The 20,804-nt window shown below is 36.7% G+C and carries 15 protein-coding genes; 11 read left to right on the plus strand and 4 right to left on the minus strand.

Annotation, left to right across the window (positions count from 1 at the left end):
- Positions 1-63 precede the first annotated feature (63 nt).
- The 11 genes from CRT24_RS05240 (at position 64) to CRT24_RS05290 (ending at position 14,398) form a co-directional block, all read left to right on the plus strand.
- Complete coding sequence (locus CRT24_RS05240; RefSeq protein WP_099370199.1) at positions 64-1,218, plus strand: FecR family protein; 1,155 nt, start codon at positions 64-66, stop codon at positions 1,216-1,218.
- A 128-nt stretch (positions 1,219-1,346) separates the two neighbouring features.
- Entirely contained in the window at positions 1,347-5,027 is a 3,681-nt protein-coding gene (locus CRT24_RS05245) for a SusC/RagA family TonB-linked outer membrane protein (protein WP_144034509.1), read from the plus strand.
- Between the two features lie 117 nt (positions 5,028-5,144).
- Entirely contained in the window at positions 5,145-5,414 is a 270-nt protein-coding gene (locus CRT24_RS05250; protein ID WP_099370201.1) for a hypothetical protein, read from the plus strand.
- Positions 5,415-5,424: 10 nt separating this feature from the next.
- Positions 5,425-6,801, plus strand: a complete 1,377-nt coding sequence (locus CRT24_RS05255; protein ID WP_180269070.1) for a RagB/SusD family nutrient uptake outer membrane protein — start codon at positions 5,425-5,427, stop codon at positions 6,799-6,801.
- 10 nt (positions 6,802-6,811) lie between these two features.
- Complete coding sequence (locus CRT24_RS05260) at positions 6,812-8,299, plus strand: BT_3987 domain-containing protein (protein ID WP_099370203.1); 1,488 nt, start codon at positions 6,812-6,814, stop codon at positions 8,297-8,299.
- 21 nt (positions 8,300-8,320) lie between these two features.
- Complete coding sequence (locus CRT24_RS05265; RefSeq protein WP_099370204.1) at positions 8,321-9,430, plus strand: TlpA disulfide reductase family protein; 1,110 nt, start codon at positions 8,321-8,323, stop codon at positions 9,428-9,430.
- A gap of 24 nt (positions 9,431-9,454) precedes the next feature.
- Positions 9,455-10,168 (plus strand): DUF4369 domain-containing protein, encoded by a 714-nt coding sequence (locus CRT24_RS05270; RefSeq protein ID WP_099370205.1) that lies wholly within the window; start codon positions 9,455-9,457, stop codon positions 10,166-10,168.
- Between the two features lie 13 nt (positions 10,169-10,181).
- Positions 10,182-11,282 carry a TlpA disulfide reductase family protein gene (locus tag CRT24_RS05275; RefSeq protein ID WP_099370206.1) on the plus strand — a complete coding sequence of 367 codons (1,101 nt, stop codon included), beginning with the start codon at positions 10,182-10,184 and terminating at the stop codon, positions 11,280-11,282.
- Positions 11,283-11,286: 4 nt separating this feature from the next.
- A complete protein-coding gene (locus tag CRT24_RS05280) occupies positions 11,287-12,225 on the plus strand; it encodes a serine protease (protein WP_099370207.1) in 939 nt (312 codons plus the stop codon).
- A gap of 19 nt (positions 12,226-12,244) precedes the next feature.
- Positions 12,245-13,489, plus strand: coding sequence for a thioredoxin family protein (locus CRT24_RS05285; RefSeq protein WP_099370208.1), 1,245 nt, complete (start codon positions 12,245-12,247; stop codon positions 13,487-13,489).
- Between the two features lie 138 nt (positions 13,490-13,627).
- On the plus strand, positions 13,628-14,398 hold the full coding sequence (locus CRT24_RS05290) for a CDGSH iron-sulfur domain-containing protein (protein WP_099370209.1): 771 nt from the start codon (positions 13,628-13,630) through the stop codon (positions 14,396-14,398).
- A gap of 55 nt (positions 14,399-14,453) precedes the next feature.
- Here CRT24_RS05290 and CRT24_RS05295 read toward each other — a convergent pair whose 3' ends face one another.
- From CRT24_RS05295 to CRT24_RS05310, 4 genes are read right to left on the minus strand one after another with little or no spacing between them, the layout of a single operon-like run.
- Positions 14,454-17,624: an efflux RND transporter permease subunit gene (locus tag CRT24_RS05295; protein WP_099370210.1), complete on the minus strand. Its 3,171-nt coding sequence runs from the start codon at positions 17,622-17,624 to the stop codon at positions 14,454-14,456.
- Positions 17,625-17,650: 26 nt separating this feature from the next.
- The gene (locus CRT24_RS05300; protein WP_099370211.1) at positions 17,651-18,808 is read right to left on the minus strand and encodes an efflux RND transporter periplasmic adaptor subunit; all 1,158 of its coding nucleotides are present in this window, start codon (positions 18,806-18,808) and stop codon (positions 17,651-17,653) included.
- Positions 18,809-18,851: 43 nt separating this feature from the next.
- Positions 18,852-20,183: a TolC family protein gene (locus tag CRT24_RS05305; protein ID WP_099370212.1), complete on the minus strand. Its 1,332-nt coding sequence runs from the start codon at positions 20,181-20,183 to the stop codon at positions 18,852-18,854.
- A 5-nt stretch (positions 20,184-20,188) separates the two neighbouring features.
- Positions 20,189-20,767: a TetR/AcrR family transcriptional regulator gene (locus CRT24_RS05310; RefSeq protein WP_099370213.1), complete on the minus strand. Its 579-nt coding sequence runs from the start codon at positions 20,765-20,767 to the stop codon at positions 20,189-20,191.
- Positions 20,768-20,804 lie beyond the last annotated feature (37 nt).

Here is a 20,804-nt window from a genome sequence, read left to right on the forward strand (position 1 = left end):
ATATAGGGATATGGTCGAGTTAACTGATTATATATATAGTAGCCGATAATATAATCTCTAATAATGACAGAACAACGTTTATCTGAACTGGAAAAGAAATGGTTGGATGGCAGCATCAGCGCTGTTGAAGCCGAAGAATATGCCAATTGGTATAATTCTGGGCAAAATGAGCCATTGAATATTCCTGAATCCATAGCTAGAAGTCGTGAAGAGCACCAGTTAAAAATGCTAGAGAATATTCTAGGGAAATTGGAAAAGGAAAGCGAATCTAAAACAGATGAATCTGACCAAACACCAATCCGTAAAATACGAACAAAATATTTTTATCCCATTGCTGCAAGTTTAATCTTATTCTTAGCAATTGGAGGGGTCTGGTTATATAATTCCTTGAGTAATAGAGAATCTACAGAAATAGTAAAACAAGATAAGGCACCGGGTCAATCTGGATTAGTAATAACTCTAGAAGATGGACGTGAAGTATTGATTGATTCAATTCCAGATGGTGTTATTGCAGTTGAAAATGGGATTTCAATCATCAAAAAAGACGGAGCTATCTTTTATGTAGGAACCTCCGATGAATTAGCATATAATACAGCTACAACAAAAAAAGGGCGAAAATTTGAATTGGTCCTGCCTGATAATAGTAAAGTATGGTTAAATGCAGCTTCGCAGCTCAAATATCCAGTTATATTCACAGGTAAATCTCGAGAGGTTGAACTGAGCGGTGAAGCTTACTTTGAAGTCGAGCACAATTCAGAAAAACCGTTTATTGTCAAAGCCGGAAATCAACGAATCAAAGTATTGGGAACTCAGTTTAATGTAAATAATTACAGTGATGAAAATCATATTGCTACGACATTGATTGATGGAAGTGTGGAGGTCGCAGCTGAAAATGAAGAAGAAATCATTGAACCCAATCAACAAGCTATCTCATCTAATCTGGCAGCTGGTATACATGTAACTGAAGTCAATGCCAAAGAATGCATCAGTTGGGTCAGGGGAGAGTTCAACTTTAACAATGCAGATTTGAAGACCATCTTAAACCAAATTGCAAGATGGTATGATATTGATATCCAGATCTTGCCGGGAGTCGATCAAAATCAGATTTTTTACGGAAGCACAAATATGAATCAAAATCTTTCAGAAGTATTGAAAGTGCTTGAATTAAGTGGAATAAATCTAACCTTAGAAGGCAATACCCTCACAGTAAAACCATAGTAATTCGCAGAAGAAAACCTTAAAATCACACAAAAGCAATAGCTACTTGTGCCGTAGCTTAGACACCTTATTAATTAATAATAACCAATAGTTAAAATTTATCAAAACAAAAAATTCATAAACCTAAAATGAAAATAGCACTAACTGTTTTAATATCTATGTTGCTTTTTGTGTCTGCAAAGGCACAGAAAGTGACTCTAAAGGAAAAAGATGCTTCTTTGGAGTCAGTGTTGATGAAGATTAAAGACCAAACCAATTATGACGTATTCTACTCGGGGAACTTGATAAACAGAACCAATCCTGTTACTATCAATGTAAAGAAGAAGGAGTTGTTGTTGGTTTTAAACGACATTTTCAGAAAGCAACCTATTTCGTATTCCATTGCAAATCAGACTATTGTTTTGGTCCCTAAAACGAGGGATCAGAAAGTAGACCGACAACCCGAAGGAGTGCAGATTATAATTACTGATCTACCTGACCCACTTGTTCCAGGAGTAATCGTAAATCAATTGGGAGAGCCGATGGCTGGGGTAACCATTATCAACCTGAAAGATTCAGTTCATAGAAAATCTGCATCCGACAAAAACGGAAGATTTACCATTGCTGCAACTCGAGGTGATCTGTTGGCATTTAGATCACAAGGGCATAAAGAAAATCTGTTGTTTTTTCGAGGGGAGCAATCATTGAAAGTCCAAATGTTTGAGAAAGTATTGGAAATGGAAGGTATAACAGTAGAATCAAAGGTAAAAGAAAAATTAAATCTCAATACCCAGATAGATTTAACCAACCGCAGTTATATGAACTTAGGTCAGGTACTTCAAGGTACAGTTCCGGGATTGACATTACAGATTTTACCCTCTAATAGAAAAAAAGTTATCGGTGTAAATATTCCAACTACCCATGGCGGTCTTAAAATGACTTATTATACTGTCGAACAGTATTTGCAATATGATCCGAGATTGGGGCAGCGTGTTATTGAAGCTCTTGAAAAAGGCCAACGGTTACCTCTGGGTTCTGGAATTGTGCTCCCTGTCTTTAGTACTCAGTCAAGTGTCACATTGGTTCCTGAATTAAGGGGGTCGGCAAGTTTTGGAAATACAGAAGGGATGATGATTGTCATCGATGGATTCCCGATTGAAGAATTTCCAGCAGATTATCCTATGGCAAATGTTGAATCTGTACAGGTAATCAAGGATCCTAAAGAATTGATAAAATGGGGACCAAGAGCTATGGCCGGTATAATCTTGATCAAAACAAAAGATGGCAAATTCAATAAACTTCGGATTAGTTATAGTACAAACATGTACTACAGGCCGAAACCTAAGTATAATTTCAATGATCTAGGTTTAGCAACTTCTGCAGATCTTGTAGACTTGTATCAGGAAATATCAAATACTGAATTGGCAACCGGAGACCCATTTGCTGAAAGTACAGATATATCCATATTACTGCTGAATCGTTTACACAGTCAGATTATTACTAGAGATCAATTTAATAAATCAATGGATTCATTGGCGGTACTTTCCAATGAAAACCAAATCAATCTTTTGCAGCAAAACTCATTCTCCATGAACCATTTATTGAATTTATCTGGAGGATCAACACATTACAGGTTTGCTTTAACAGGAAATTATTCGAAAAATCAAAGCAACGGGCTCCAAAACAATGCTGATTCATATGGCTTAGACCTTAAAAACAATTTCAGTTTATTCAATAATAAGCTTAAAATCCAATGGCAAATAAATGGAACCCATAACAGATCTCAAGATGGATCTGGGGAACTGTCAGTTTATAATATGCCAAGACCATATCAAATGTTATTGGATCAAAATGGAGGTTATGTTTATGATTATTCTTCCATAACAGCGGAGAGAAATGCATTGATTGAGAAAGCGGGATATTTAAATAATGGCGTCAATCTATTAGAAGATTTCCGGTCAAACGGTAGTTTTTCGACAGGAACACAAATTCAAACTCGATTTGACAGTGATTGGGAATTGCTAAAGGGATTAAGATGGGCAAACTCGGTGTTTTTTAGGAGGTTACAGACCAATACAACGGGAACAATTGCAGGAAACTCTTCCGCAGCAAGGCAATTGATAAATAATATGGGGGTGCCAAAAGCAAATGGAGTGGATTTTTACCTACCTCTAGGAGATATTGTCAATAAAGATTCCAGATTAAACCAACAACTTAATGTTAGAACTGGTTTAAGCCTCACCAAACAAATTGATGACCATACCATCTCAATGAATGTAGGTGCCGGTGGTTCAAGTGATATATTTCAACTTCCGTCATCCCGTAAGATGTATGGATATAACCATAAAACTGGTTATGGTCTTCCGATATTTGTTCCTGCTAATCCAGACCAAGGTATATATAGTTATAGATCGTTGTACCAAACAACAAGTTCTCCATATTATATGAACAGTCTGTTGACGCCAAGTTCGGGGGATAGTACAATGAACCGAAATTTAAATGCCAATGCGGGTATCCATTATGCATGGAAAGATAGTGTTTTGACCGTAAATGCTAATGCCAGCGAGATTTATGCCCCGAATTATGGAATGGCAAATTACTCAAAAACTCAAATGTACTCGGGGGAATTAGGATGGAAAATCCGTACGTCAATATTTCCTTCGTGGCTAAATAGTTTAAGAGTTGCTACAGGGATCACCAACAGTAAGTTGCCGGATCTTCAAAAACCAATTAATGGAACTAGAAAAATCCAAGAGGATTGGAATAATTATGCGATTTGGATTTCAAATTATTTACCTATTCAGCAGGCTGGCCAATCATCTAGGAATATTTATCAGAAATTGTCCCTGAAATTATTTTCAAATCAATTAACCCTGATTGGAACATATAATACCCAAACCATGGCAGGTATATCCAGAGCAGGATCTTTAAATGATTCAACAGCTTTTGGGAAGAAATATACTGTAAGGTATTTTGGTGTTGCAGCCGACGGTATTTTTAGAGATGGTGCTCTGATGTTTACTTTGAATTATGACCGTTCGCCAGAAGGCAGCAAACAGTTCAATGGAAACTTAGCCTATGATATCAAAAATGAGTCCTATTTCACTTCTGAAAAAATCAGCAGCTTCCTAATAGGAGCTTCCTATCAAACCACCAGTGCTTTTCAAGGCTTGAGCTTGATGATGGGAACCAATAGTATGCAAGGAGGAGGATTTAGCATGGCTACCAACAATAACTTTGGATTATTGCCACCTAACAATAGAACCATCGAAGCATTTATTCAGATGGGTTTCAACAACGATAAAACCAGAATAGATCTAAGGTATTACAATCGCTCGGATATGGGACTTTCCAATAATGTTCCTCTAGATGCCGATCCATCCACTGGATTAGGTAACCTAATTACCTACAGTAACATTCAAAATCGTGGATTTGAATTTTATGTAAAATCCGAACTTGTTTCTAAGGAAAAGTTTAGATATACACTCGGAATTAATGGTGCATATAATCAAAATATGGCAGTGGAAGTTCCTGATGTACCGTATACTGCAGATGAAAAATTCTTAAGGGGTTACCGCAATGGATATAGTACCAATTCAGTTTGGGCATATAAATGGGCTGGGTTAGATAATCAAGGTAACCCTCAGATTTATGACTTAAGTGGTAAGCCTACAACAACACCTGATAGTGCAACATTATCAAAAGCATTGATATATATGGGACAAACCCGTGCTCCTTGGACTGCAGGTGTTATCCAAGAGGTATCAGTTGGTAACTTCTTTGGAAGGGCAACTGTTTTGGTGAACTTGGGTGGTGTAATGAAAAAATAAATTCCTACCCCATCTGTACTTTTTGAAAACAGTGCGCTGATTGCAGATCGTTGGAGAAAACCTGGAGACGAAGCATTCACAGATGTTCCAGCACTTTCGTCAGATAGTGATAGATCAATGCGAGGATATCTAACCAGAAATTCATCCAATAGTTATTTCTCATCGGACTTTGCCAGGTTACAAGAAATATTAATCGGATGGAATGCACCAAATAATTTATTTATTGACAAGCGATTACAATCCCTAAACGTCTCCTTCCATATTCAAAATTTAGGTTTTTGGTCGAAAAATAAATATCACTTGGACCCTAATTCTGTAGATGACCAAGGTAGAAGGGGATTGCCATTGCCTGTACAATACGGCTTAACTCTAAATGCAACTTTTTAAAATAACGGATATGAAAACCAACTTAATAAAATATGGACTTTTAATTTTCAGCTGGTTATTAATCAGTTGTAAGAAATTTCTGGATATCAACCCGAGTACCACCATTGTTAATCCTTCGACAATCAAAGACTTTGAAGAAATGTTAAATAGCCAACAATTGGCAGAATGCAATTTCTTCTATGCTGATTTAACCAGCGACAATAGTTTTATTGATGACACCACTAGAATTAATTCATACAAGAATGCATATCTGTGGGAAAAAGACATTTGGCTTCCATCCGACAATGACCAACCTTATAATGATGTTTATGAGAGGATTCTGCAATTAAATATTGTTTTGGATAAACTGCCAACTATCAAATTAAATAACAGTGAGGATGAAGGTAGGAGACGAGTGATTTTAGCACAGGCAAAAATTCATAGAGCATGGTTTTACTTTCAGTTGTCCAATTTTTATGGTACGGATTATACTTCAGGCACATCTGCTTCTAGTCTAGCAGTACCTTTAATACTTGTTCCTGGCCAAGTGGAACGCCCTAAAAGAGCCACGGTCAAAGAGGTTTATGACCAAATAATCTTAGATCTAAAAGATGCAATAGCAACAAAAGAATTACCTGCTATGGGAGTAGATATCATACATCCTGGGCTTGCTGCTGCTCATGTTTTATTAGCTCGCACTTACTTATATATGGGTGATTATGATAATGCACTCAAAGAAGCGGAGAATGGATTGGCAATAAAGAAAGAACTCTTGAATTATAAAGATGTCAAATCGTATCCTGTAACTCTTCTTGAGCAGGCAAAGAATCCCGAGGTAATGCTAGCTAAAGTTGGAATTGATGAAGATTACTATAGGTACTTTGGAGGATTTATACGTGGAGATTACGAACTTTTAGAATCTTTTGGCTGGAATGATAAAAGAAAGGAATTAGCATTTCCAAATTACTCTAACCTGTTTTTAGGAAGAGAAGGAAAAATGACTTTTAACTATAGTATAGGAGTTCCTGAAGCCATGTTTATTAAAGCGGAATGTCTTGAAAGGAAAGGTCAAGTAGATGGTGCACTAGCACTATTAAATGAAATCCGAGCAAACAGATTGTCAGGAACAGATAATCTATCCTCTAACGTAAATGACATCCTACCTCTGGTATTTAGTGAAAAGCGTAAAGAATTTATTTTTCACGGTGGAATCAGATTGTTTGATCTGAAGAGAATGAATAGAGACCCAAAATTAGCTAAAACATTAAAAAGAGTACAGAGAGACCAATGGTCAGGCGAGATAGAAAAAGAATTAGCAGAGTTGGTTCCAAATAGTCCTAGGTATTTAATGCAGATAGCACCAAGAATTATTCAAAATAATCCTGCTATTATTCCTAACCCAAGATAGTTTAGAAATCATGAAAAAGAAAATAAGTCTAGTATTTCATTTGGCGTTAGCTCTTCTCTTGTTTGGATTAATTTCCTGTAAAAAGGAGAATTTGGGACCTCTTGAAGATATTTCTAAAGATATTTCTCAATTTCCATCCTCGATTACCGGGGAAGCAACGGCTACATTCGTTGGTTTGAAGGTGATTCAAAGCGTTACTAATGCTGCACCTTATACACAAGTGCAATTAAAAGATGTTACTTCTTCACCCGTAAAAGTAAAGGCCGTAATTGATACCACTTTATTTCCTTACTACGAAGAATTATACCAAGTTAAGCCTATCAGTTTTCCTAAGGATGCCTTCAAAATCAGAAATGATGGTATACTTGAAATCGAAGCAGGAAAATCAATATCAACAGATTCACTGTTTGTGGACCTTAATAATGGAAATGGTCTTTTGCCTGATGAAGTTTATGTTATTCCACTTAAATTTTCAGTCGAGTCTGGAAATGGAGAATTAAAAGGAAAATATGCTTTCCTTAAAATGAAGGTTAAAGCAGTTTACATCGTAGGACGCATGGATCAATTTTCAACTGAAAAGAACTTCTCCAAATATTATGACAGGTTTGCAAAATACATCATGGGTGGATTTTTTAATACTAGGATGAATGGAGTTGATGATGCTAGTAAGAATGTGTCTATGTCCGTTAAATTGATGCAATCCATTAATGTTGATGTAACTGCAGAAGCAATAGAAGATAGATCATTAGTTTCTTTGGATTTTTTCAATAAAAAAAGAAATGCTAAGTCAAAACTTCTACCAGAAGGATCCTATAAAATTGTAAAGAATAAAGCTACAATAAAAGCAAATCAATGGTCCTCGCAAGATAGCATTAAAGTCGAAATCGATTATGATAAGCTAGAGGCAACCATAGGAAATGAGACCTATGTGCTTATCATGAAAATTGACAACAGTAGTGATAAGGAACTGTTAGCGCCAGATACTGTAGAAATGGCAAATAGAGCTTTTATCGAAATCAATCATAAAATCATTGACACAAAGAACATAATTAGCAATGATGGTCTGACTGGAAAAGACATGGATAGGTCTAAATGGACCGCAACATCAAGCGGCAACTTTGATACAGAAACTACCGCTTCAAAAGTTTTGGATGGTAAAGGCGATACCTATTGGAGATCTCCACGTGTTATGCCGCAAGATATAACCATAAATATGGGTGATTCCAAACTGGTAAAAGGATTCTCATTTACCCCACAGTATAATGATTCATACGACGATTTTAGAGAAGTGAAAGTTTACTCCAGTCAAGATGGACAAACTTGGGAATTCCAAGGTTATTTCTTGGCAGGATCCGTTTATTGGGATTCAAGTGTTGAAAAACCTGATATTAAAACCTTACGATTTATTAATCCTGTACAGGCAAAATATTTCAAGTTTCAGGTTATGGAAGCCTCGAACGGAATTACTGCAATTGCAGAAATCAATGGAAAAGAATAATGCATATCAATATTTAAATACATGAAGAAGTTTATAATAAATTTTGCTGTTACATTTTTTCTCGGATGTTCAATCTGTATGGCTCAACAAGATTTTACGGTGAAAGGGAAGATCACGGGTTGGCCAGGTAAGTATATTAATCTCGAAACAAAAGGTGAAAACCCTTTTAAGGATTCTGTTGAGAATGTAGATGGAAGTTTTGAGTTTATAGGTAAGACAGAAGAGGTAGCCAATGCTTTTCTTGTCAACAAGGAAGGAGAAAATCCTGAGTTTAAATTCTTTTTCTTGGAACCTGGAAATATTCAGATCCAAGGAGATTATAAAAACTTGGCATCGGCAAAAGTTACAGGATCAAAGTATACAGATCAATATCAACAGATCAAAGATATTCACAATGCAAAGAAAAATAAAGTAGATAGTTTGTATGCTTTAGTTGATGGAGAGAAAGACAAAGAAAAGTCAAAGGAATATTTCAGGGAGATGGAAGAATTGGATAAGTTGGATATTGAATCCACAAAGGAATTTATTAAGTCCCATCCTAAAAACCCAGCAACAATCTATGAATTGGGTGGTTTATCCATGAAGCTAGATTATCCGACTTTAAAAGCATTATTCGATGGTCTTGATGTATCAGTTAGAGAGTCCTTCAATGCTGAAGCTTTAAAAACAAGTGTCATCAATTTAGGGAATATTCAGGTTGGAAAAATTGCACCAAATTTTATTCAACCAGATTCAACATCTAAGAACATTCAGTTAACTGATTTTAAAGGCAAATATGTTCTATTGGATTTTTGGGCAAGCTGGTGTATACCTTGTCGAAAAGAACACCCAAACCTTGTCCAGGCGTATGCAAAATACAAAGAAAAAGGTTTTGAAATATTGGGAGTTTCAATTGATACAAAAGATGAAGAATGGCGCTGGAAAAGGGCAATAGAAAACGATGGAGTAACATGGACACAAGTTTCAGACCTAAAAGGTCAGCATAATGAAGCTGCAAAATTGTATGTCATTCAGATGGTTCCAAGCAATTTCTTGATTGACCCCTCGGGAAAGATCATTGCTACAAATCTGATGGGAGATAACCTTAACAAAAAATTGGAAGAGCTTCTTGGGAGCAATAATACGTTATAACAAAAATTACATTCAGGGAAAATTATGAGAAATTTAAAAACAATCGTTCTGCTAAGCTTTGGAATGACTCTAGTTAGTTTAACATGCAATGCGCAGACCGATTACACTGTAAAAGGCAAAATTTCAGGCTGGCCAACAGAAACAGTTTATTTAGTAAGACAAGGCGACTATGAAGGCGTTGATTCCGTAAAGACAAGTGACGGTTCTTTCGAATTTAAAGGAAAAATTGAAGGTCCAACTAAAGCATATCTTATTACCAAAAAAAGGAGTGGAGTAGCAAAATTCCTATATATCGAACCAGGAACAATTACCATAAATGGAAACTTCAGCTCATTTAAAGAGGTGGATGTACAGGGATCTCCTAGTTATTCTGACTTTTTAAAGTTACAGGCTGGTCACGAAGATATAGCTTTCAAAACCGCCCAACTTTCGCAACAAGCAGAGGAATCTACGGATTCTGAAGAAATTGACGCTATAAATAATTCAATTGATAGCCTGAACAGAGCAAATATTCAGTTTTCACAGCAATTCATTAAAGATCATCCAAACAGTGTTGTTAGTCTTGAAGAAATTAAATCCTTATCTACTATTCTAGACAAAGGAATTTTAATGGATTTGTACAACGGACTATCCGAGAAGGTGAAGCAAACTCCGACAAGTGTCATGATTGGGGATGCCTTACAAAATGTGAATAATAACGCTGGTATTGAGGAAAGCTCTAATACAATCGGCAAATAATTAGAAAAGAAACATGATTAAGTTAAGAAATTTAATATCAGGGGCACTATTGTGCATGAGTTCATTCCCAGCGATGTCCCAAACAGCATATACTGTAAAAGGAACCATTACCGATTGGCCACAAGAATTTATCCATTTGATTAGAAGAGGAGATTATCCAGGAGAAGATTCTGTTAAAGTTGAAAATGGAAAGTTTGAGTTTTCTGGTACAATTGAAGGTCCAACAAATGCATTTTTAGTAGCTAAATTACCTGAAGGTCCAGTTACAAAGTTTCTGTATGTTGAACCAGGAAATATTGAAGTCAATGGTCATTTTAAAGATATTGAAAATCTAAAAATTAAAGGTTCTCCAACATATGAAGATTATGAGATCGTAAAAACCTTTAACGACGATTTTGGAAAAAAAGTGAAAGATCTTCAGAACAGCGTTGTTGGAAAGACCATGAAAAAAGAAGAGAGTGATGCTGTAGATGCACAGATCGATAGTCTATATCAAACAAAATATGCTTTCTCCAAGAAATTCATAATGGACCATCCAAACAGCGTGGTAAGTATTCCTGAGTTGTTTACACTTTTTGGTTCCCAAAATATTTCAGTTATACAGGAGCTGTATGATGGACTTTCTGATGCTATCAAAGCAACTCCTGGCGGTGATTTAGTTGCGCATAATTTAATTCAAAACACTAAGATCAAAATAGGCTCTAAAGCACCTGAATTCACACAGAATGATGTGGAAGGAAAACCTGTTAACCTATCAGATTTCAAAGGGAAGTATGTCCTTATTGATTTTTGGGCAAGCTGGTGTGCACCTTGTCGCGCAGAAAATCCTAATCTAGTCAATGCATATCAACAATTTAAGGATAAGGGATTTGATATTTTGGGAGTTTCTTTGGATAGTGAAAAAGGAGCCCAAATGTGGAAGAATGCCATTAAAATTGATAAACTCCCTTGGACTCAAGTGTCAGACTTAAAAGGTTCCGAGAATGAAGCAGCATTGTTGTACGGAGTATTGAATATCCCTTCCAACTTTTTGTTGGACAAGGAAGGAAATGTAATCGCAAAAGACTTGAAAGGTGCTGCTCTTCTCAATAAATTAAATGAATTATTAAAATAACGGCATGTTATTAAAAAAGAAATACGGTGTTAAATTGTTGTTTGTGGTCTTGCTTGTACTCCCATGGGTGCAAGCAATTGGCCAACAAAAGGGAGAGGAATTATTTAAAGAAGATAGTTTCTACCTCAATGGATTGGAACAGAAAATAATGACCGCTGTTAAAGAACAAAAAGCAAAGACAATCAGTCAAATTCAGATTGAAACAAAAACTTTGTTTGATGATCAGCCTGTTTCATTGTCTCTGCCTACGACAAATAATTCAAAGATTTTAAGTCCTGAAGAAATTTATGCACAGAATAAGTCTGCAGTATTGATAGTTGGACGTCTGAATCATGCTAATCCTGAACTTGCGCCAATGGCAGATCCAATAGCCACTGCTTTTTTCATAAGTGAAGATGGAATTGCTGTCACAAACAGACATGTATTTGGAGAGATGATATACAGTAAAAAGTCTGTTGATAGTCTTATGCTTAGTAAGGACAGTAGTCTTTATTATGTTCAAAATTCTGAAGGTGATATATATACTATAGATAAAATTCTAGCTTATTCAGCCAGCAATGATGTGCTGATCTTTAAAGTAAATACTGGAAATAAAAAAGTGTCTTTTATTCCTTTGGACGATCCTTTGGCAGTTGGTTCAAAAGTGTTTGTCATTGCGCATCCTGAACAGAACTATTATTTTTTGTCTGAAGGAATTGTCGCCAAGAACTCTAAATTGGTAAATCCTGCAAATCCGAAACAAAGGCAATGGCGAATGACCATTACTGCTGATTATGCTGTAGGATCCAGTGGAGGGCCAATTATGAATTCCTCAGGTAATCTCGTTGGAATAGTTTCTTCAACTAGTAATATCTATGGTTCAAAAACCGAGAAAATACCATTGCAAATGGTACTCAAAAATGCAATTTCCGTTATTGCAATTAAAGAATTATTCAAGCCGTAATGTAAAAGATTAAGATGCTATGAGAAAATTAATATTTATTCTGCTATGGATTCCAAGTTTGATTTTTGCTCAAGAAAAAGGTATTCGATTTGTTGAAGGATTGAATTGGGAACAAGTGAAAGAAAAGGCAAAAGAAGAGAATAAGTTTATATTGATCGATTGCTATACAAGTTGGTGTGGACCTTGTAAAGTTATGGAAGCTAAGGTATTCCCAAATGATACCATAGGTCATCTCGCAAATGAAAAATTTATAGCTGTTCAAGTTCAATTTGATGAAGATAAAAATGCGGACCAGGTCAAGAAAGATTGGTTGACTTTAAGCAAGAAATTTGATAAAGATTATAATATCACTGGTTTCCCTTGTATACTCTTTTTCAATCCAAACGGGGAAATCGTCCATAAGGTAATTGGGTATAAAAATGTTTCAGCTTTTAAGAAAATACTTGAAAATGTAACTGATCCCAAATACCAATACTATCCAATCTATGCATCATATCAAAAGGATACTAATAATACAGAAGCTTTATACCAATTAATTCAAATAGCTAGGGAAGCTGACGAAGTTAAAAAAGGATATTTGAGAGAATATCTTAAGAAAACAAACGGAATTTCTTCAGAACGAAATGCAAAATTGATCTTGAACATGACCAACTCTTCTAGAGATAGGACTTTTCCTTTGCTTACTACTGAACAGCAAAAGATAAATCAATTTTTGGGAGAAGGGAAAGCAGAAGAACAATACCGTGGTATTATTTATTTTGAAGAACTTCAGAACACCTTAGGACGCAAAAGTCCATCAGGATATTATATTTTAAGTACTGATCCAGATTGGAAGTCTATAAAGGATAGTTTGATCAAGAAATATCCTGACAGAATTGAAGAAATCATGGATTTTTCAAAGCTGAAGTTCTTCAGTGATGCATTTCAATGGGACAAATTTATCCCAGCATTGGAAGCCTATAGGTCAAAGTATGCTCATTCCATTTCAGATCGGATGAAAATAAAATATGTAAATGATGTTATGGCATATTCTAAAAATGTTGGAAAATCTTATTTAGAGCCTCTTTTAACTTGGAGCGAAACAGCATTTAAAAACAGCCAAAACCCAACTGATCTAATGAACTTTGCTCTATTATTATATCAGACTGGAAAAAATAAAGAAGCTGTGGCTATCATGGAAGAGTATATTGAAAAAGTGCCAAACTATTCTCAAACTATATATCCAGAATATTTAAAGAAAATGCAAATGGGTGAAACGCTGTAATTTGGTAAACTCCTAATGCACCATTACAGTGAATCAAGAAACCGTTCCAATTTGGAACGGTTTTCTTTTTAAAAACAAAAACTCAACTCATCGTATTATTCCTAGTGATGGAATTTACCTTATAAAAAATTGAATGCTATGGAATTGGAAAAAGACCAATTGGATGTTCAACTCGGAACCGAAACGAACACTAAAAATATATATATTGAGGTAACCGCCGATGGTCCTTATCTACTGCATGGGCAAACTAAGATGGTGCAACAATTTATTCTTGCCAATCCCAATGGAATTTCGGTAGCATATAAGGATGGTGCAACATTTAAGGCTGAAAATGAAACATATCTATGTAGATGCGGTTTGTCTAAGAATAAACCCTACTGTGATAACTCACACCTTAAGGCAAAGCAAAACGGTGTTGATCTGACAGAAACAGCAACCTTTAACCCAGAATTTGCTACGGCAGAAATTATCGAGGGTCCAGTAGTTTCGTTATCTGACGATGAGAAATTATGTGCGTATGCAAGATTCTGTGATAACGGAAGACGAATATGGAATGAGGTCCAGGAGTCAAACCAAGAATCAGTTGAATTAAGTGTAGGTATGGCGCATCACTGTCCATCTGGCCGCTTGATTGTATGGGATGGCGGAACACCAATTGAAGACAAAGACATCGAGCCTACTATAGGATTGATTGAAGACATGCCCAATAATTGCAGCGGTCCCATCGCATTATGGGGAGGGATTCCAGTTAAAAGTTCAAATGGTAAATATTATGAAGTCAGAAATCGACAAACGCTCTGTCGCTGTGGGCAATCAACGAATAAACCATTTTGTGATGGCACCCATGCCTCAATGAAATTTCAAGATGGACTGGATAAAGAACCTGATCAAAATGGAAAGACGTTTTAATAAAAAAGGCTAATTCATATAATTTGAATTAGCCTTTTCTCAATATTAGTTTTGCTTAGTGAGCACTTAGATTTTTCTTTTTCTCTTCATCAAAATTAGCTTCCAATTCAGCCAATTTCTTTTTACCATAGGCTAGACGTGTAATAACAACGAATAGAACCGGTACAATAAAGATTGCTAAGAAAGTAGCTGCGGTCATACCTCCAAATACCGTCCAACCAATTGTCTGTCTAGAAACAGCACCAGCACCGGTGGAAAGCATCAAAGGAATAATACCCAATATAAATGCTAATGAAGTCATGATAATCGGACGTAAACGAAGTTTAACAGCATCAATAGTTGCATCAAGTAGGTTCATGCCGATATCGACCCTTTCTTTGGCAAATTCTACAATTAGAATCGCATTCTTCGCCGCTAGACCAATAATGGTTACCAAACCAATCTGTGCATAGATATTGTTGTCCAAGTTTGGTAATAAGGTCAATGCCAAGATTGCACCAAATACACCTAATGGAACCGATAATAAAATGGAGAATGGTACAGACCAACTTTCGTACAATGAGGCTAGTAACAAGAATACAAAGAGGATACATAGTGCAAAGATCTGTATCGTTTTACTGCCTGACTGTTTCTCTTGCAATGATAAACCGGAGAACTCGTAAGAATAACCATCAGATAGCGTTTGTGCCGCAACTTCTTCTAAAGCTGCTATAGCGTCACCTGATGAATAACCCGGGGCAGCCTCACCCGATATTTGGATCGAACGGAAGATATTAAAGTGGTTAATGATCGAAGGATTTGTAGCCAATTCATATCTCACCAAATTAGAAACAGGAACTGGTTGACCTTGAACATTCTTTACATAAAGCTTGTTGATATCTTCAATATGCATACGGTAGCTGGTATCCGCCTGAGTTACTACACGGAAATTTCTACCATATTTAGTGAAGTCATTTACATAACTACTACCTAAATAGGATGAAATAGTGCTATAAATATTCGATACCGGCACACCCATTCTCTTAGCCATTTCACGATCTACCTGTAATTTGTAGTTTGGCGAATTACTGTTGAATAGGGTATAAGCCATTCCGATTTCAGGACGCTGATTTGCGGCCGCTAAGAAACGACCAACCATACCCTCAAAATCTTTGATTTCGACAGTTTGCCTATCCTGAATCTCCATCGTAAAACCACCAGCAGTACCTAATCCCGGAATTGGAGGAGGTGTTGCCGCAATAACAGTAGCTTTTGAATATCCTCTATATTTGCCCATAATAGCCCCCGTGATTTCCGAAACTGTTCTTTCGCGATCACCCCAAGGTTTCAATGAAACAAATAAGGAAGCACCATTCGGTTTGGCAGCACGGTTCAATAAGTTCATACCGTTGATCGAAGTCACATATTCTATCTCTGGAAAATCTTTACGTAAATCTGTTGTTAGTTCCGTCAGAACTTCTTCTGTACGAGCACTAGAAGCACCTTCCGGTAAGTTAACACCCATAAAGAAAATACCTCCATCTTCGTTAGGAATAAATCCTGATTTCTTGTTCATAAACATAAAACCAGTACCTACGAAAATACAAACCAATAGAATCAATACTAACGGTGCAGCCTTAATAGCTTTTTTAACTCCTTTTGAATATCTGTAGGTTACCTTATCAAACCAAAGGTTGAATTTATAAAAGAATTGGTTCAATCCTTTGGAATCCTTAGTCGTTGCTGAAGGTCTTAACATGATAGAACACAATGCAGGGGTTAAGGACAAAGCGATAAAGGCTGATAACATTACGGATACAGCAATGGTAATGGCAAACTGTTGGTATAACTTACCAACCATACCTGGAATAAATCCTACCGGAACAAATACCGCAGCCAATATCAAGGCAATGGCAATTACAGGTGCAGTAATATCCTTCATAGCCCGCATAGTAGCCTCTTTGGCGTCCATCTTATATTGGTCAATATAATGCTGGACGGCCTCGACCACAACAATCGCATCATCCACCACAATACCAATCGCGAGTACGAATGCTAACATCGTCAAGTTGTTAACCGAGAACCCAAAAATCGTGAAAAATATGAAGGTACCAACAATTGAAACTGGGATAGCTAACAATGGAATTAATGTTGCTCTCCAACTTTGTAAGAAGAAGAATACAACGATAGTTACCAAGATCATAGCTTCAATCAACGTATGGATAACTGAACTGATAGATGCATTTACAACAGACACAGTTTCATATCCTACAACATAATCTACACCAGCAGGGAATGATTTCTTCAACTCCTCCAAGGAAGCGTAAATACCATCTGCAGTCTGTACAGCATTACCACCTGGAGTTTGTGAAATCATCATACCAGAAGCAACCTGACCGTTAACTTTATTGGTAATACCATAGTTAAATTGACCTAATTCCACTCTTGCGATATCTTTCAATAAAACAATAGAACCATCAGTGTTGGTTTTAACTACAATGTTTTCAAATTCATCTACTTCCTCTAAGTCAGAGTCCATGATGATCGGATATTCAAATACCTGAGCGTTTTCTTGCGGACGGGCACCAACAGAACCACCCGGCATACGCGAGTTTTGTTCTGAAATTGCTGCATTTACATCTGCAGGAGACATCCCAATATTTGCCAATTTGTTGGCGTCTAACCAAACACGCATCGCAAATGGCTGACCAAAGGCTTGCACATCACCAACACCAGGGACACGCAATAACGCATCCTTCAAGTACAAGTTGATATAGTTAGCCAAGAAATTCTGATCACGGCTGCCATCTGGAGAAATTAAAGATACCATCATCAAAATGTCGGTATTCATTTTTCTCGTGGTGACACCCAGACGACGAACTGCCTCAGGCAAAACAGGCTCTGCAATACTTACACGATTTTGAACGTCAAGGGTTGCAATATCAATGTCAGTACCTACTTCAAATGTCACTGTAATACGTGAACTACCATCGGAAGTACTGTTAGAACTCATATAAATCATCCCCGGAGTACCATTTATCTGACTCTCAATAGGGGTGGTTACGGTTTTCTCAACTGTTTGAGCATCTGCACCGGTATAAATAGCAGAAACAGATACTGTAGGAGGGGCAATATTAGGATATTGACTAATGGGTAACGTAGTAATGGCAATTACCCCTATGATCGAAATCAATATGGATATTACCATTGCCGTTACCGGTCTTTTTATAAATACTTCTGAGATCATGCTTAAATAGTTTTGGGTGACAGCACTTATTTTGTCGGTTGTTGTGGTTGCGGTTGTTGTTGATTCATTTGAGCCTTGTCTACAACTTTAGCTCCTTGTTTCAAAGATGTAACTCCATCCACAACTATTTTATTTCCATTATCCAGACCCTGAGCAATCACTACGCGATCGCCTAATTTTTGGCCAAGAGTAACTGGTTTTAAGACTACAGTATTGCTGTCAGTTACGGCATATACATTAAATGTTCCTAATTGCTCGAAGATTGCTCTGTAAGGAATCACGATTTGTTCTGTTGCAGAAGTACTCAATACATTTAAATTCAAGTTCATCCCTGCTCTCAACGTGTTGTTTGGGTTGTCGAATGTAGCACGAACTTTTAAAGTACCAGTCTGTGGATCTACCGCACGATCGATAGTCGAAATCCTACCATTGGAGCCATAAGTACTCGCATCTGGTAATGTTAGGTTAATCTGTGTACTAGATTTTCCCGATTGGAGATTGCTGAATTCCATGATTTCTTTTTCATTGATTTGGAATTCAACAGCAATAGGATTTGTAGAACTAATAGTATTTAACAATGTTGTCCCCGCAGAAACCAATGCTCCAGTACGAACCTGTGAGATACCAATATTGCCTGAAAAAGGAGCAACGATACTTGATCGTTGTAAGTTTACTCTTGCAGTTGTTAATGCAGCCTCAGCAGCTTGAACTTGTGCTTTCTGATTGTTGACATCAGTCATTGCATAATCTAAGGTCTGTTTTGCAATCGCATCCTTTTCTGCAAGGGTTTGATAACGTTGTAAATCTTTCTCAACTCGTGCAAGGTTTGCTCTTGCAATTTCTAGATTAGCTTTAGCTTGATCGACTGCCGCAGCATAACGAACACGGTCAATTTCATATAATCTTTGACCTTTCGATACAAATGCTCCATCTGCTACACTGATATTCGTGATATATCCCGAAACTTCAGCCCTGATTTCCGTTTCCTGCAATGGTACTACATTCGCAGGGTAAGAACGCTCACCTGTAACAACCTCAGTTTGTACCACGGCCATGGAAACTGGCATAGCCTGTGCTTGCATTTGTGCTGCTTGTTGTTGCTTTGCGCCATCTTTATTGCCACAAGCCGTTAGGAAAAGACCTGAGCCTAATAGTATTGTTGAAAATATGCGATTCGAATTCATGTTGTTGTAATTACTTGTGTATAGTTGTTGAGGTTGTTGTTCTTTAATTTTGAATAGCTATCGTACCTAAAGCCTGTTGGATATCTAGTTTGCTAGACATAACAGCATATAAAGAGTTTAGATAGTTTAATTGACTGGTTTTTAAATCAGTTTCTGCTGTCATCAGTTCCAAATAGGTTTTAACTCCAGCATCATACTGTAATTTTATAGTATTGTAAACTTCTTCTGAAAGTTCAACGTTTTCTTTTGCATTTCTCCATTCATTGATGTTTGAACGGTAATTCGCCATTGCCGCAGAATATTGAGCCCCGATTTGATTTTCTAGGTTTTCAAGGTCCATATCAATTCTGGATTCTTGAAGTTCGGATTTTCTAATTTCATGGATTCGTTTTCCCCCTTGAAACACAGGGAAGGTCAAGCTCAGACCAAATCCCGACTGAGGAAAATTATTGCCATACAGGTCAGCAAAAGAATTATTCCGATAATTCAATCCATAATTAGCAAATGCACTTAAGCGAGGAAGGAATTGCCATTTCTGATACTGAGTATTTAAAACTTGTAAATCTTTTAAGGTTTGCAATTGTCTGATTTCAACTCGATTGGCATAATTAAGAACTTCAGATGTGTCCATTAATACATTATTCTCCATATTTTGGTTTTCGAATGAAAGCGAAAGACCATTATTTGGATTCATGCCCAACAAAGTCTTTAGATAATCATATTTATATTTTCTAAATTCAAGAGCGGTTTTTAATTCTGCTTTTGCATTGTTCAACGAGATTTGAGCTCTTTTATAGTCTGTCTTATCCACCAACCCAGTTTCATATCTAGCATTAGCTTCGGTATATTGTCTGTTTAGTCTGGAGATGTTTTCTTGGATAATATTTATTTGTTCTTCGCTTGTTAATATATCGTAATAAGCCTTGCTCACATCCACTACAGTATTGATTTTAGTATCTTCAACACCAAGGGTATTCTGTCTTCTGATATATTGCGCTGCTTTCGACGCTTGGAACAATCCTGGGTTAATGATTGCTTGATCCGCTTGAAAGGTTAGGGCAGACGTGTTTTTCATGCCCATTGCAATGTTTTGGCCATTGATATTAGCTGTTGGCAACTGAGTGAAATGTGTCAAACTTCCGTTCGCATTGATTTGCGGGAACCAACCCGAAAGCGCCGATGCAATCTCACGTTCACCGATTTCTTGGTCAAGTTTTGCTTGTTTAACCTCGATTTTGTTTTCCAATGCATACTGGATGAGTTCATCCAAAGTCGCATTACTGTTTAAGCTATTTGTCGTTTGGGCAAATACAGATCCTACAGAGATCGCAGTAAAGGAAACATAAAGTAATAAATCCTTAATTCTTAAATTCATATATATTATTTTTTAACCCCGTTCCAAATAATGTCAACCATCGTGTCAAGTTCATATTCCGTAGGTTGAGATTTTTCATATAAACAGCCTCTAACCAAGGAGATAGCAACTCCTAAATACGCAGAGATTAATAATCGAACATTCAAATCTTTCAAATGTTTTGATTTCACGCCCTCATCCAAAAAATGCAGTAAGACATTCCTCTCTGATTTCTGTTTGATAATGTTTGTTCTAATACCCTCATAGAAAGGAGAACCATAGAATTGTTCCAAGAACCCAAAATGATCCAAGTGGTCTAGGTAATACAGGACTAGGTGCCTCCAGATCTGCTTAAACCTGGTTTCGTAAGGCAATGTACTATCAACTGAGGAAAATACATGAGCATTTAATTTTTCTTTACAATACCAGTATAATTCAATGATTAAATCTTCCTTCGAAGGAAAGTAATGGTAGATAGAGCCGACGGCAACGTCCGCATCTTTAGCAATCTTGCTCATCGGTGATCCATGGAAACCATGAATGTTGATTAATCTTAGCGTGCTAAAGAAAATTTGCTCTTTTTTTTCTGTCAATTGAATGTTCATTCGGTTGCAAATGTAGCCTTTTTTTTAACGTAATTTT

The organism is Sphingobacterium sp. 1.A.5 (assembly GCF_002734235.1).
GTDB classification, from domain to species: Bacteria; Bacteroidota; Bacteroidia; order Sphingobacteriales; family Sphingobacteriaceae; genus Sphingobacterium; species Sphingobacterium daejeonense.

Coding starts and splice junctions, on each gene's coding strand:
- CRT24_RS05240 (WP_099370199.1), top strand. CDS start 64: ATGACAGAACAACGTTTATCTGAACTGGAAAAGAAATGGTTGGATGGC.
- CRT24_RS05245 (WP_144034509.1), top strand. CDS start 1,347: ATGAAAATAGCACTAACTGTTTTAATATCTATGTTGCTTTTTGTGTCT.
- CRT24_RS05250 (WP_099370201.1), top strand. CDS start 5,145: ATGCGAGGATATCTAACCAGAAATTCATCCAATAGTTATTTCTCATCG.
- CRT24_RS05255 (WP_180269070.1), top strand. CDS start 5,425: ATGAAAACCAACTTAATAAAATATGGACTTTTAATTTTCAGCTGGTTA.
- CRT24_RS05260 (WP_099370203.1), top strand. CDS start 6,812: ATGAAAAAGAAAATAAGTCTAGTATTTCATTTGGCGTTAGCTCTTCTC.
- CRT24_RS05265 (WP_099370204.1), top strand. CDS start 8,321: ATGAAGAAGTTTATAATAAATTTTGCTGTTACATTTTTTCTCGGATGT.
- CRT24_RS05270 (WP_099370205.1), top strand. CDS start 9,455: ATGAGAAATTTAAAAACAATCGTTCTGCTAAGCTTTGGAATGACTCTA.
- CRT24_RS05275 (WP_099370206.1), top strand. CDS start 10,182: ATGATTAAGTTAAGAAATTTAATATCAGGGGCACTATTGTGCATGAGT.
- CRT24_RS05280 (WP_099370207.1), top strand. CDS start 11,287: ATGTTATTAAAAAAGAAATACGGTGTTAAATTGTTGTTTGTGGTCTTG.
- CRT24_RS05285 (WP_099370208.1), top strand. CDS start 12,245: ATGAGAAAATTAATATTTATTCTGCTATGGATTCCAAGTTTGATTTTT.
- CRT24_RS05290 (WP_099370209.1), top strand. CDS start 13,628: ATGGAATTGGAAAAAGACCAATTGGATGTTCAACTCGGAACCGAAACG.
- CRT24_RS05295 (WP_099370210.1), bottom strand. CDS start 17,624: ATGATCTCAGAAGTATTTATAAAAAGACCGGTAACGGCAATGGTAATA.
- CRT24_RS05300 (WP_099370211.1), bottom strand. CDS start 18,808: ATGAATTCGAATCGCATATTTTCAACAATACTATTAGGCTCAGGTCTT.
- CRT24_RS05305 (WP_099370212.1), bottom strand. CDS start 20,183: ATGAATTTAAGAATTAAGGATTTATTACTTTATGTTTCCTTTACTGCG.
- CRT24_RS05310 (WP_099370213.1), bottom strand. CDS start 20,767: ATGAACATTCAATTGACAGAAAAAAAAGAGCAAATTTTCTTTAGCACG.